The organism is Pararhodobacter sp. (assembly GCF_034676075.1).
In the GTDB taxonomy this organism is placed as follows: domain Bacteria; phylum Pseudomonadota; class Alphaproteobacteria; order Rhodobacterales; family Rhodobacteraceae; genus Pararhodobacter.
Map to the genome: position 1 here is coordinate 1 of NZ_JAUCCQ010000115.1, position 12,889 is coordinate 12,889.

Consider the following 12,889-nt stretch of genomic DNA (forward strand, 5'->3'; position numbering starts at 1 on the left):
GAGGCCGAGGTCAGGGCGGCGGGCTGGCGGGTTCTGGGCGCGCGCTGGGTCGGCCGCGCGGGCTGGGCGCGCTATTACGACCCGCTCGAGGCGGTGCTGGCCGACGAGCCGGACAGCGAACTTGCCCGCGCCCTGAAGGCCGAGATCGCGCTCTGGAAGCGCTGGGGCGACAGTTACGATTACCGGTTGCTGGTGGTGGAGCCCGCATGATTCTGTTGAGCAAGATCGCGATGTCGGCGGCGCTGTGCGTGGCCATTCCGGGGGCCATCGCGCTGGGGCTGATTGCCAGCGACCCTCCGGTGGCGGATCTTAGGGCCGAGGGGCAGGGCCTCGATTTCAGCGTGCTGAGCGGCGCCGACCTGCCCGCGTTGCAGAGCTACCCTGCCCGGGATGGTGCCACGCTGGGCTTCCGGCGCTGGGACGCCGGACCCGAGGCCGGGACGCTGGTGGTCGCGGTGCATGGCTCGGGCTGGCACGGGGCGCAATTCGCCCGTCTGGGCGCGGGGCTGGCGGCGGCGGGGTTCGACGTGGTGGCGCCCGATCTGCGGGGGCATGGCCCGGCGCCCGCGCGCCGTGGCGACGTCGATTACATCGGCCAGTTCGAGGATGATCTGGCCGACCTGATCGAGGGGCAGGCGCGGCCGGGGCAACGGGTGGCGATGCTCGGCCATTCCTCGGGCGGCGGGCTGGTGATCCGCTTCGCGGGCGGCGCGCAGGGCGGATTGATCGAGCGCGCCGTGCTGCTCGCGCCCTTCGTGCAATACGACGCGCCGACCGCAAGGCCCGAATCCGGCGGCTGGGCCCGCGTGATGACGCGGCGGATCATCGGCCTCAGCATGCTGAACGGCGTGGGCATTCGGGCGCTGAACCACCTGCCGGTGATCCAGTTCCGCTTTCCCGAGGCGGTGCTGGACGGCCCGCAGGGCGCCACCGCCACGCGGGCCTATTCGTTCCGCCTCAACGCCTCGTTCGCGCCGCGCCGTGACTGGCAGGGCGATATCGCCGCGCTGCCGCCCTTCCTGCTGCTGGCCGGGCGCGCGGATGAGGCCTTCCGGGCCGAGGCCTATGAACCGACCTTCCGTGCCGTGACCGAACGGGGGGAATACGCGTTGACCGGCGCCACGCATCTGTCGGTCGTGGATGACCCCGAGACGCTGGACCGGGTGGTGGCCTTCCTGAGCGGGGACTAGCGCCCGGGCGCGCCCCGCGCTATGCCGCGCGCCATGGACCGTGACGCGATCAATGCCTGCGCTGCCCTTGTCGAAAAGGGCGACCCCGACCGCTTTCTGGCCGCGATGGCGGCGCCGGTGGCGGCCCGGGCGGCGCTGTTCCCGCTCTATGCCTTCAATCTGGAACTGGCCCGCGCCCCCTGGGTCACGCGCGAGCCGCTGATCGCCCAGATGCGCCTGCAATTCTGGCGCGAGGTGGTGGATCTGGAGGAGATGAAGGCGCATGAAGTCGCGTCGCCCCTGCAGGCGCTGATCCGCGCCGGGCTGCCCGCTGCGCCCCTTCACGCCATGATCGACGCGCGCGAGGCCGAGATCGGCACCGCGCAGCCCTTCGACGGCGAGGCGGCGCTCTGGGCCTATCTCGACGGGACGGGCGGGGCGCTGATGCGGGCGGCGGTGCTGGCGCTGGGCGGGCCGGACAGTCCGGCCGCGGGCGATCTGGGCGCGGCGCAGGGGCTTGCCAATTACCTTTTGGCGCTGCCCGCGCTCGACGCGGCCGGTCGCCGCGGCCTGCCCGAGGGCGCGGCGGTGGCGGCGCTGGCCGAGACCGGGCTGGACCGGATCGGTCACGCCACCCGCGCGCTGCGCGGTCTGCCGGCCCCGGCCCGGCCCGCGCTCTGGGCCGCCTGGCGCACGGGCGCGGTGCTGCGTCGGGCCCGGGCCAGACCGGCGCTGGCGCAGGGCGGCGGGCTGGCCGAGGCGGAAATCCTGCGCCGCGCCGGGCTGATCTGGCACCGGCTACGGGGATTCTGACATCTACCGTCAATTGAAACGGAAAATGTCTCTATTACCTCTAGCCAAACCAAGGGTTTATCGCGTTTAGTGTATACAGGTGTTACCGGCCAGCCAGCTCTTTGATCAGAGCGGCAAAGGGGGTGCCTTGATCGGACATGGGGTACCGGGTCTAGAAATCCGGCAGGAGTACGATTTCACCTCGACCTGCGCTGCCTTGTTCACGGCGCTGACCTTGTCGCTCGACGCCTGGTGGCCTGTCGATGTGCGGCTCACGGGCCCCTCCGGGCGCCTGTCGCTGCTCCCTGAGCTGGGGGCGCCGATGATCGAGACGGGCGCCGGTGGCGGCGGGGTTATCTGGGGTGTTGTCGACGCGATCGAGCCCGACCGGCGGCTCTATCTGAACGGCTGGTTCGGCGTTCAGGGCGTGGTCGCGGGCCGCGTGCATTTCGACATCTCCGAGACGGCGACCGGCAGCCGGTTGCTGGTGCAGCATCATGCCATCGGCCCGGTGCCTGAGGACCTGAACACCCGCTACCGGGCACTCTGGCGGCGCATCCTGGGGACGTCGCTGCGCGAGCATCTGGCCGGAACTCCGGTGTGACCGAGGCGCTGGCGGCGACGATCCGGTCCCGGCTGGGCGCCGGGCCGTCGCGGCGTTTCGTGGCGCTGGCCGGGCCGCCGGGATCGGGCAAGTCGACACTGGCCGAGGGGCTGGCCCGGGCGTTGGGCCCGGCCGCGGCGGTGCTGCCGATGGATGGCTATCACCTCGACAATGCGGTGCTTGAGGCGCGCGGCGAGCGAGCGCGCAAGGGCGCGCCCTGGACCTTCGACGGGGACGGTCTGGCGCGGGACCTTGCGCGGCTCAGGGCCGATGACCGGCCGGTGCTGGTGCCGGTTTTCGACCGGGCGCTGGATCTTTCCCGGGGTTCTGCGCGCGAGATCGGGCCTTCGGTGCGGATCGTGCTGGTCGAGGGCAATTACCTGCTGCTCACGGCGCCGCCCTGGTCGGACCTCGCGCGCTTCTGGGATCTGACGATCCGTCTGTCGGTGCCCGAGCCGGTGCTGGAGTCGCGGCTTCTGGCGCGCTGGCGGGATCTGGGCTGGAGCGAGGAGCGGGCGCGCGACTGGGTGCGGAGCAACGACCTGCCGAACATCCGCGCGGTGGAAGAGGGCTCGGCCCAAGCGGATCTGTTGGTTCCCACGGGTTGAGGACGCGCGCATCGGGCGGACAGCAGTCTGCGGGCAGCGCGCCATGGCTTTGGCGGCGAGGCCAGGAAAACGGTGGCCCAAGCACTTGCCGCGAGACGGTTTTCCGCCTGCCGCGGATCGCCCCCTTTCTGCAACGGGCTGCATCGGTTACGCAGGTTGCCAGGCTGCATGGCAGGATTTCTTCCGATGACCACTCCGCAATTGCTGATCTTCGCCATTCTGGCGGCCACGATGGTGCTGTTTCTCTGGGGGCAGTTCCGGCATGACGTGGTCGCGCTCTTGGCGCTGATGGCCTGCGTGGTGACGGGGCTGGTGCCGAGCGCCGAGGCTTTCGCCGGATTCGGCCATCCGGCGGTGATCACCGTGGCTTGTGTCCTGGTGCTCAGCAAAGGCCTGCACAACACCGGTGCGGTGGATTGGGTGGCGCGCGCGCTTTTACCACGCGATGCCGGTCGGGTGAGCAGCATGGTCGCGCTGATGGGGCTGGGCGCGCTGTTGTCGGGCTTCATGAACAACGTGGGCGCGATGGCGTTGCTGATGCCGGTTGCCGTCCGTCTGTCGGACCGGCTGGGCATGACGCCGGGACAGGTGCTGATGCCCCTGGCCTTCGGCACGATCCTCGGCGGGATGACGACGCTGATCGGCACGCCGCCCAACCTGATCGTCTCCGGCTTCCGGGCCGAGGCGGGTTTGGGCCCCTTCGCCATGTTCGACTTTGCCCCCGTCGGCGTGGCCGTGGCGCTGGTCGGGGTGGCTTTCGTCGCGCTCATAGGATGGCGCCTTGTGCCGGTCCGCAAGGCCGCGTCGAACGGCGACTTCGCCACCGGGGCCTATCTGACCGAAGTGCGGGTCCCCGCGGACAGCAAGGCGGTGGGGCTGACCCTGCGCGGCTTCGAGCAAGAGATCGAGGACAGCGAAGCGCAGATCGTCGGGCTCGTGCGCAACGAGGTGCGGATCACGGCGCCGCATGGCGGACGACAGATCCGCGAGGGCGACATCCTGGTGCTGGAGGCCAATGTCGATACCTTGGCCAAGGCGCTGGCGGTGCTGGGGATCGAGTTGGAAGGGCAGGGTTCCTCCAAGGACAAGGACAAGGAGCAAGGCGCGCAATCGGCCGAGGGCAGCAAGCTGGCCGTCGCGGCGCCGGACGCGGCGGACGAAGACGACAGCAAGCGCGACGAGGACATCGTGCTTCGCGAACTGGCCGTGCTGCCCGGCTCCAGCATCGTCGGCCGCTCTGCCAGTGATCTCCGGTTGCGCACCCGCTACGGCCTGAACCTGCTGGCCGTGTCGCGCGAGGGGCAACGGCCACGGGCGCGGTTGCGCACCTTGAACCTGAAATCGGGCGACCTCCTGCTGATGCAGGGCCCGGCCGAGGTCATGGCGGATTTCATCAACGACACCGGCTGCGTTCCGCTGGGCGAGCGCGAATTGCGCATCCCCGATAAGCGGATGGCGATCATTGCGGGCGTGATCATGCTGGGATCCGTCGGCGTTGTTACCGCCGGACTCCTGCCTGCGGCGGCGGCCTTCACCCTGGGCCTCATCGCCTCGATGCTCCTGCGGACGGTTCCGCCCCGCCAGGTCTATAGCGTCATCGACTGGCCGGTGATCGTCCTGCTGGCGGCACTGATCCCGGTCGCGGGCGCCATGCAGGCCACGGGGGCCGCCGATGTGCTGGCCCGGTTCCTGGTGGAGACCATCGCGCAGGGCAATGCCATCGCCGCTCTGGCCGTGGTCTTGATCGTCACCATGTTCCTGTCGGACGTCATGAACAACGCCGCGACCGCCGCGGTGCTGTGCCCCATCGCCATCGGGATCGCGGCGACGCTGGGCGTCAATCCGGACAGTTTCCTGATGGCCGTGGCGATCGGGTCATCCTGTGCCTTCCTGACACCCATCGGGCACCAGAACAACACGCTGATCCTCGGGCCGGGGGGCTTTGGTTTCGGCGATTACTGGAAGCTCGGCTTGCCGCTTGAGGGGCTGGTTGTAGCGGTCAGTCTGCCGCTGCTGCTGATCATCTGGCCGCTGTAGGCGCTGAAGCCAGCGTGGCTTCGTCAGGGGGGCGACAATGCGGCGCCCCTATGGACGGTCCGGTCAGCCCGCGGCGGCCCGTTTCGCCGGATCTCTGGCCGGGCTGGTACCGGCGGTGTCTGTGGAGCCGAGGCGCCGCCCTTTGGGTGAACGGCAGTCATGGGGGGCCAGCCCCCCAAACCCCCCGGGATATTTTCAGAACAAAGATGAAGGGGGGCGGGGTTATGGTCGGGGCGTCGGGCGCCTGCCGGATCGGGTTTTGGCGGTGCGCTGCGGAAGGGGGTATTAACCTTAATGCGGCGTGAACCGCGCTCTTCTTTGCGCCTCAAATATCCTCCGGGGGGCAGGGGGGTGGAAAACCCCCCGGGCTTTCGGCAGGCGGACAGGCCGAGCGCACGGGCGCGTCAGGTCAGGTAGCGGGCGGCGAGGGGCAGGGCGGCGGCGCCGAGGGGGCGGGCGTCGGGGCCAAGGCTGCCCTCGATCAGCCGCAGGGGTTCGAGGCCCGCCCGATCCTGTCGCCGGAAGGCCCGATCCGTCGCCGCGACCAGCCGCTGGCGGATCGCCCCGGGCATCCAGCCGTCGATCACCATCGCCTCGATTTCGAGGAGCGCCAGCGCCGCCACGGCGGCCTGGGCGAGGCCTTCGGCGGCGTCTTCGATCCAGGGAGTGAGCAGGCGTTCGGGAATGTCCCACGCCTCGGCCGTGGACCAGAGCCCGTGGGCGGGCAGGCCCTCGGCCAGCAGCGCCGCCTCCAGCCGGGCGGTCGAGGCGCGGTTGAGGAGTTGCACCGTCCCGCCGTCCGCGCCCCGCACCGGCAGCGAGCCCAGCGCGCCGGCATTGCCGCGGCGGCCGGGGAAGAGCCTGCTCTCCAGCACCATCCCGCCGCCGACGAAGAAGCCGACATAGGCATGGAGGAAATCGGCGGGCAGGGGCGCGGTGCCGAACACGAGTTCCGCGCCGCAGGCGGCGGTCGCATCATTCTCCAGAAACACCTCGATCCCGTGGCGGGCAGCGAGCGCGGCGCGCAGGTCGCAATCGCGCCAGGCTTCCATCGCCCGGGACGGGGCGCCGAGGCTGTCGGGCCAGTCCCAGAGGCGGAAGGGCAGGGCCACGCCCATCCCGGCGATGCGGGGGCGCAGCGTCGGCGGCAGGGTTTCGGTCAGTTCCCGCGCGGCGCTGTCGGCGAAATCGAGCGCGGCTTCGGGCGTCGGCCAATCGTGGCGGCGGATCCGGCGGTCGCGGATCCGGCCGAGGAAATCGACCAGCACCATCTCGGAAGACCGCCGCCCGATCTTCAGCCCGAGGAAGAACGCCCCCTCGGCCGCCAGCGCCATCGGCACCGAGGGCTGGCCGACGCGGCCGCGCTGCGGGGTGCCGCGGGCCAGCAGCCCCTCGTCTTCGAGCGCGCGCATGATCACCGAGACGGTCTGCGCCGAAAGGCCGGTCATGCGGGCGATCTCGGCCTTGGGCAGCGGGCCGTGGCGGCGCAGCAGGGTCAGGACAAGGCGTTCGTTGCCCTGCCGCATGCCGCTTTGATTGGTGCCGGGGTTCTGCATTCGGGCCCTCCGGGCGGCAGCTTTCGGGCGCCGGGGGCGGGCTGTCAATAAATAAATCATAGTGAGTTATTAATTGACAGGTCCCGGCTGCCGCGGCTTTATGAACCGCGAGGGAATCGGGGGAGGGCGCGATGATCCTGTGCTGCGGCGAGGCTTTGATCGACATGTTGCCAGTGGGGGGGGCTTTCGCACCCCATACCGGCGGCGCGGTCTTCAACACCGCCATCGCGCTGGGCCGTCTGGGCGCGCCCACCTCGTTTTTCTCGGGCCTGAGCGCCGATTTCTTCGGCGACATGCTGCGGGCGAGCCTGGCGGATGCGGGTGTCGACAGCGCGCCCTGTGTCACCGCCGCGCGGCCCTGCACGCTGGCTTTCGTGCGGCTGGTCGAGGGGCAGGCGAGTTACGCCTTTTATGACGAGAACACCGCCGGGCGCCTGCTGACCGAGGCCGATCTGCCCCCGGTCACGGCCGGGGCCTGTTTCTTTGGCGGCATCTCGCTGGTCGTGGAGCCCTGCGGCGGCGCCTATGAGGCGATGATGGTGCGCGCCCGTGCGGCCGGTTCCGTCACCATGATCGACCCCAATATCCGCCCGGGTTTCATCACCGACGAGGCAGGCTACCGGGCGCGACTTGGCCGGATGCTGGGCATGGCCGATATCGTCAAGCTCTCGGACGAAGATCTGGGCTGGCTGGCCCGGGGCGATGGGGAGGGCTTCCTTCAGGGGCTGATCGACGGCGGGGCGGCGTTGGTCCTGGTGACCGATGGCGGCAAGGGGGCGCGGGCCATCAGCGCCCGGCACCGGCTGGTGGAGCCCGCGCGGCGGGTGGCGGTGGTCGATACGGTCGGCGCGGGCGACACGTTCAACGCGGGCGTGCTGGCCAGCCTGTCGCGGGCGGGTCTGCTGAGTCGCGCGGGCCTTGCCGCGCTGGACGAGCGGGCGATTCGCGAGGCGCTCAGGCTCGGATCGGCGGCGGCAGCCGTCACCGTGTCGCGCGCCGGGGCGAATCCGCCCTGGGCTCACGAGATCCAGCCTTAACAAGGCGTTAACACCTGCATCCCGCCCGGGCGAGGCGGGACCGCCCCGGGTCTGCGGTCGGGTGTTACAGAACTGTCATGTGGGTGTGACAGAAGCGTCATGCAACGGGCGTACCCGGTGCACAGCCTCGAAAGAAAAGGGGCTGGACCCCGAATGACCCAGGAGAAATCCATGTTCGCCAAGACCACGAGCTTCCTCGCGATCGCCGCTGCTGCCGGCGTGCTGATGGCCGCGCCCGCGCTCGCCCAGACCCGCACCAACATCCAGATCGCCGGCTCGTCGACGGTTCTGCCCTTCGCCTCGATCGTCGCCGAGGAATTCGGCCAGGCCTTCCCCGAATTCGAAACCCCGGTCGTCGCCTCGGGCGGCTCGTCGGGCGGCCTGCGCCAGTTCTGCGCCGGCGTCGGTGCCGAGACCATCGACATCGCCAATGCTTCGCGTCCGATCAAGGCCTCGGAAATCGAGAGCTGCGCCGCCAATGGCGTGACCGACATCCGCGAAATCCGCATCGGCTATGACGGCATCGTCTTCGCCTCGTCGGCCGAAGGCCCGGACTTCGCGCTGGAGCCGCGCTTCGTCTACATGGCGATCGCCGCCAACCTGCCCGAAGGCACCGCTCAGCCGACGCTGTGGTCGGACATCGACCCCTCGCTGCCCGCGCAGCGCATCGTCATGGCGATCCCCGCCTCGAACCACGGCACTCGCGAAGTCTTCGAAGAGAAGGTGATCTTCCCGGGCTGTGAAGCAGTCATGGGCGAAGGCACCGACCACGAGGTCTGCGGCGCCCTGCGTCAGGACAACGTGACCGAGATCGCCGGCGACTACACCGAGACGCTGGCGCGTCTGGCCTCGGACAGCGACACCGTCGGCGTCTTCGGCCTGTCGTTCTATGAGCAGAACACCGACACGCTGCAAGTCGCCACCATGTCGGGCGTCACCCCCTCGCTGGAAACCGTCGCTTCGGGTGAATACCCGGTGTCGCGCCCGCTGTTCTTCTACGTGAAGGGCGCGCATATCGGCGTCGTCCCGGGCATCGAGGAATACGTCCAGTTCTTCCTGTCGGACGCCATGGCCGGTGCCGGTGGCCGTCTGGAAGCGGCGGGCCTGATCCCCGCCCCGGCGGAAGAGACCGCCCAGACCCTCGACAACTTCATGAACGGCGTGAGCGTCGGCCAGTAACGGCCCCGATCGCTGGCGCGTCCCGGATCCACCGGGGCGCGCCGCTTCCCTGTCTCGAAGATGAAGCCCGGCGCATGACCAGTCTCCTGATTGCCGCCCTCGTCCTGGCCCTGATGGCCGTCGCCTATCAGCAGGGCGTCTCGCGCAGCAAGGCGCTGGCGGGTGCGGGCCGTTTGCACAGCCGTCCGCAATACCATGGCGCGCTGTTGGCCCTCTGGGCCACGCTGCCCCTTCTGTCCATCCTGTTCCTGTGGCTGGTGACCTCGGGCACCTTGCAGGATTGGTACATCGCCGGTCAGATCCCGGCCGAGATCGCCCCCGGCTCCAGCGATTACGCCGGTGCCGCCGCCCGGCTGCGCAACATTGCCTCGGGCTTTGGCGTAGCGGGCGAGGCGCAGGCCTGGGAAACCACCGCGGGCGCCAATCTGGCGCGGTTCAACACCACGCTCCTGATGGCCGCCGTCGGTCTCGGTGCCATCCTCGGTGTCGCGGGGCTGGTGCTGATGCGCGGCCGCCTCAGCCCCCGGATGCGGGCCCGCAACCATGTCGAGGCCGCCATCAAGGCGCTTTTGATCTTCTGCTCGGTGGTGGCGATCCTGACCACGCTGGGCATCGTCGTCTCGCTGGTGACGGAGACGATCCGCTTCTTCACCTTCGTCTCTCCGGTCGATTTCTTCTTCGGCACCGTCTGGAACCCCGGCTATTCGACCACCTCGAACGAGGCTTCGGGCAGCTACGGCATGCTGCCCTTGCTGCTGGGCACGGTGATGATCTCGGTCATCGCCATGGCGGTGGCGCTGCCGGTGGGGCTGATGTCGGCGATCTGGCTGACGCAATACGCCAATCCCCGCCTGCGCAACGTCATCAAGCCGGTGATCGAGGTGCTGGCCGGGATCCCGACCATCGTCTACGGCTTCTTCGCGCTGGTGACCGTGGGTCCGGCCCTGTCGGGTCTGGGCGATCTGGTGGGGCTCAGGGTCAATGCGACCTCGGCCCTGACGGCGGGGATCGTCATGGGGATCATGATCATCCCCTTCATCAGCTCGCTGTCCGACGACATTATCCGCCAGGTGCCCCGCGCCATGCGTGACGGCTCGCTGGGTCTGGGCGCCACCAAGTCCGAAACCATCCGCAACGTGATCGTCCCCGCCGCGCTGCCCGGCATCGTCGGCGCCATCCTGCTGGCCGTCAGCCGCGCTATCGGCGAGACGATGATCGTGGTGCTGGCCGCGGGCAATGCGCCGATCCTGCGCTTCAACCCGGCCGAGCCCACCTCGACCTTCACCGTGACCATCGTGACGGCCCTCACCGGCGACGCCGATTTCGCCTCGCCGCAATCGCTGGTCGCCTTCGCGCTGGGCCTCACGCTGTTCGTCATCACCTTGATGCTGAACATCGGCGCGCTGGCCATCGTCCGGAAATACCGGGAGCAATACGAATGACCGAGATCCTGGAAACCGAAGCCGCCGCCAACGACCGGCGCCGGGCGCAGGTGCGCAAATCGCTGGCCCGCCGCAACGGGGCCGAGACGCGGTTCAAGCTGCTGGGGCTGGCCTCGGTGCTGGCGGCCATGGCCTTCGTCGCCGTGCTCTTCGGCAATATCCTGATGAAGGGCGTGCCGGCCTTCTGGCAATACAACCTCGATGCCGAGGTCTATTTCGACCCGGCGGTGATCAACCTGCCCGAGCGCCCCGTGCAGCAGGCCGGTCAATCCGAGGCCGATTTCCGGGTCGAGATGCTGGGCTGGCAGCGCCGCCTCGCGCTGGTCAACTGGAACCGGCTGATCGTCGCCGCGGTCGATAACGCAGGCTCGGGTGTCGAGGTCGACGACCGCGCCGCCGTCTCGATCATCGACTCGGGCGCCCGCTTCGTGCTGCGCGACATGGTGGCCGCCGATCCCGCGCTGATCGGCCAGACCGTGCCGGTGCGCCTGCTCCTGTCCGCCGATGGCGACAACTGGGCCAAGGGCAAGCTCAGCCGCGACCTGCCCGACAACCGCCAGCAGCTGACCCGCCCGGCCCGCGACGCCATCGACGCGCTGATCGAGACCGGCGCGGTGCACCCGGCCTTCGCCTGGCATATCTTCACCAATGTCGACAGCCGCGCCTCGCCCGCCTCGGCCGGTCTGGCGGGGGCCTTCATGGGGTCCTTCTACATGATGCTGGTGGTGATCCTGCTGGCAGTGCCGATCGGCGTGGCCTCGGCCCTCTATCTCGAGGAATTCGCGCCGAAGAACCGCGTCACCGACCTGATCGAGGTGAACATCAACAACCTCGCCGCGGTGCCCTCCATCGTCTTCGGCCTCTTGGGCGCGGCGGTCTTCATCAACATCTTCCACCTGCCGCTGTCGGCGCCGCTGGTCGGCGGTCTGGTGCTGACGCTGATGACGCTGCCCACGATCATCATCGCCACCCGCTCGGCCCTGCGCGCCGTGCCGCCGTCCTTGCGGCAGGCGGCGCTGGGGATCGGCGCGTCGAAGATGCAGATGGTCTTCCATCATGTGCTGCCGGTGACCTTCCCGGGCATCCTGACCGCCTCGATCATCGGCGTGGCGCAGGCGCTGGGCGAGACCGCGCCGCTCCTGCTGATCGGCATGAACGCCTTCGTCGCCAATATCCCGGCGACGCCCCTCGACCAATCCGCCGCGCTGCCGGTGCAGGTGTACCTCTGGCAAGGCAACGAGAACCGGAACTTCTTTGAGGAACGCACCTTCGCCGCGATCATCGTCCTTCTGGGCCTGATGATCCTGCTCAACGCGCTGGCGATCTGGCTGCGGACCCGCCTGGAAAGGAAAGCCTGAGATGAACGCGACCCCGGAAACCCGCGCGCCCCTGGGCGGCACCCGCATCCGCCCCTCCGCCCCGGCCTCGGTGGCGAGCAGCGTCAGCCGCATCTCGGCCCGGGATGTGACGGTTCATTACGGCCCGAAACAGGCGATCTTCGATGTCTCCATCGAGATCCCCGAGAAGTCGGTCACCGCCTTCATCGGCCCCTCGGGCTGCGGGAAATCGACCTTCCTGCGCTGTTTCAACCGGATGAACGACACGATCGAGGGCTGCAAGGTCGGCGGCCTCATCACCATCGACGGCGACGACATCCACGACCCCTCGCTCGATGTGGTGGAACTGCGGGCGCGCGTCGGCATGGTGTTCCAGAAGCCGAACCCGTTCCCCAAGTCGATCTACGACAACATCGCCTATGGGCCGCGGATCCACGGGCTGGTGAAGACCAAGGCCGAGACCGACGATCTGGTCGAAAGCTCGCTGAAGAAGGCGGGTCTGTGGAAGGAAGTGTCGGACCGGCTGGACGCGCCGGGCACCGGGCTTTCCGGCGGCCAGCAGCAGCGGCTCTGCATCGCCCGGACGATTGCCACGGGCCCCGAGGTGATCCTGATGGACGAGCCCTGCTCGGCGCTGGACCCGATCGCGACCTCGATTGTCGAGGACCTGATCCACGAGCTGCGCGCGCAATATACGATCATCATCGTGACCCATTCGATGCAGCAGGCGGCGCGGGTCTCGCAGAAGACCGCGTTCTTCCACCTGGGCAAGCTGATCGAATACGGCGAGACGGAGCAGATCTTCGTCAACCCGAAGGAAAAGCAGACCGAGGCCTATATCACCGGCCGCATCGGCTGAGAGGTTTCACCCTCGGTTCCCCCGGGCGACCGGAGGCGGGGGGGTGAGCGGCGTCTCGGAAACGCGCCAGTGGCGCGTTTCAGCCGTGAACGCCGCGCCCGTGGCGCGGCCGGGAGCCCGCCCCCCGTACCCCCTGCTTCAAGGGGGGCACGCCCCCCTTGAAGATCCCCGTGGATATTTGAAGAACAAAGATGAGAAAGCGGCGTGGCCATCAGGACCACGCCGCCCTCTTCGTTCACGGTCATCGGCTTCCCAGCCTGTACCGTGAT

Annotated in this window: 11 protein-coding genes and 1 pseudogene; 11 read left to right on the forward strand and 1 reads right to left on the reverse strand. The window is 69.1% G+C overall.

From position 1 onward, the window contains the following. The 6 genes and pseudogenes from VDQ18_RS19375 to VDQ18_RS19400 all read left to right on the forward strand — a co-directional run. Positions 1 to 210 (forward strand): annotated as a pseudogene (locus tag VDQ18_RS19375) (class I SAM-dependent methyltransferase); the annotation flags it as partial. Continuing rightward, positions 207 to 1,190 (forward strand): alpha/beta hydrolase, encoded by a 984-nt coding sequence (locus tag VDQ18_RS19380; RefSeq protein ID WP_323022547.1) that lies wholly within the window; start codon positions 207 to 209, stop codon positions 1,188 to 1,190. The pseudogene VDQ18_RS19375 and the gene VDQ18_RS19380, both read left to right, overlap by 4 nt. 33 nt (positions 1,191 to 1,223) lie before the next feature. Continuing rightward, entirely contained in the window at positions 1,224 to 1,982 is a 759-nt protein-coding gene (locus VDQ18_RS19385; protein WP_323022548.1) for a squalene/phytoene synthase family protein, read from the forward strand. 127 nt (positions 1,983 to 2,109) lie between these two features. After that, a complete protein-coding gene (locus VDQ18_RS19390; RefSeq protein ID WP_323022549.1) occupies positions 2,110 to 2,565 on the forward strand; it encodes a hypothetical protein in 456 nt (151 codons plus the stop codon). Further along, positions 2,562 to 3,173 carry a nucleoside/nucleotide kinase family protein gene (locus VDQ18_RS19395; RefSeq protein WP_323022550.1) on the forward strand — a complete coding sequence of 204 codons (612 nt, stop codon included), beginning with the start codon at positions 2,562 to 2,564 and terminating at the stop codon, positions 3,171 to 3,173. The genes VDQ18_RS19390 and VDQ18_RS19395 overlap by 4 nt, the downstream gene beginning before the upstream one ends. Before the next feature lie 186 nt (positions 3,174 to 3,359). Continuing rightward, a complete protein-coding gene (locus VDQ18_RS19400; protein ID WP_323022551.1) occupies positions 3,360 to 5,210 on the forward strand; it encodes an SLC13 family permease in 1,851 nt (616 codons plus the stop codon). A 404-nt stretch (positions 5,211 to 5,614) separates the two neighbouring features. On the opposite strand, the gene VDQ18_RS19405 is transcribed toward VDQ18_RS19400, so the two are convergent. Further along, entirely contained in the window at positions 5,615 to 6,766 is a 1,152-nt protein-coding gene (locus tag VDQ18_RS19405; protein ID WP_323022552.1) for an ROK family transcriptional regulator, read from the reverse strand. Positions 6,767 to 6,897: 131 nt separating this feature from the next. Here VDQ18_RS19405 and VDQ18_RS19410 point away from each other — a divergent pair, with 131 nt between their 5' ends. The 5 genes from VDQ18_RS19410 (at position 6,898) to pstB (ending at position 12,620) form a co-directional block, all read left to right on the forward strand. Further along, positions 6,898 to 7,803 (forward strand): carbohydrate kinase, encoded by a 906-nt coding sequence (locus VDQ18_RS19410; RefSeq protein WP_323022553.1) that lies wholly within the window; start codon positions 6,898 to 6,900, stop codon positions 7,801 to 7,803. Positions 7,804 to 7,974: 171 nt separating this feature from the next. Next, on the forward strand, positions 7,975 to 8,982 hold the full coding sequence (locus VDQ18_RS19415) for a substrate-binding domain-containing protein (protein WP_323022554.1): 1,008 nt from the start codon (positions 7,975 to 7,977) through the stop codon (positions 8,980 to 8,982). 74 nt (positions 8,983 to 9,056) lie between these two features. After that, positions 9,057 to 10,424: a phosphate ABC transporter permease subunit PstC gene (pstC, locus tag VDQ18_RS19420; RefSeq protein ID WP_323022555.1), complete on the forward strand. Its 1,368-nt coding sequence runs from the start codon at positions 9,057 to 9,059 to the stop codon at positions 10,422 to 10,424. Then, a complete protein-coding gene (pstA, locus tag VDQ18_RS19425; RefSeq protein ID WP_323022556.1) occupies positions 10,421 to 11,782 on the forward strand; it encodes a phosphate ABC transporter permease PstA in 1,362 nt (453 codons plus the stop codon). Before pstC ends, pstA begins: the two co-directional genes overlap by 4 nt. A gap of 1 nt (position 11,783) precedes the next feature. Next, on the forward strand, positions 11,784 to 12,620 hold the full coding sequence (pstB, locus tag VDQ18_RS19430; RefSeq protein WP_323022557.1) for a phosphate ABC transporter ATP-binding protein PstB: 837 nt from the start codon (positions 11,784 to 11,786) through the stop codon (positions 12,618 to 12,620). Positions 12,621 to 12,889 lie beyond the last annotated feature (269 nt).

Coding starts and splice junctions, on each gene's coding strand:
- VDQ18_RS19380 (WP_323022547.1), top strand. CDS start 207: ATGATTCTGTTGAGCAAGATCGCGATGTCGGCGGCGCTGTGCGTGGCC.
- VDQ18_RS19385 (WP_323022548.1), top strand. CDS start 1,224: ATGGACCGTGACGCGATCAATGCCTGCGCTGCCCTTGTCGAAAAGGGC.
- VDQ18_RS19400 (WP_323022551.1), top strand. CDS start 3,360: ATGACCACTCCGCAATTGCTGATCTTCGCCATTCTGGCGGCCACGATG.
- VDQ18_RS19405 (WP_323022552.1), bottom strand. CDS start 6,766: ATGCAGAACCCCGGCACCAATCAAAGCGGCATGCGGCAGGGCAACGAA.
- VDQ18_RS19410 (WP_323022553.1), top strand. CDS start 6,898: ATGATCCTGTGCTGCGGCGAGGCTTTGATCGACATGTTGCCAGTGGGG.
- VDQ18_RS19415 (WP_323022554.1), top strand. CDS start 7,975: ATGTTCGCCAAGACCACGAGCTTCCTCGCGATCGCCGCTGCTGCCGGC.
- pstC (WP_323022555.1), top strand. CDS start 9,057: ATGACCAGTCTCCTGATTGCCGCCCTCGTCCTGGCCCTGATGGCCGTC.
- pstA (WP_323022556.1), top strand. CDS start 10,421: ATGACCGAGATCCTGGAAACCGAAGCCGCCGCCAACGACCGGCGCCGG.
- pstB (WP_323022557.1), top strand. CDS start 11,784: ATGAACGCGACCCCGGAAACCCGCGCGCCCCTGGGCGGCACCCGCATC.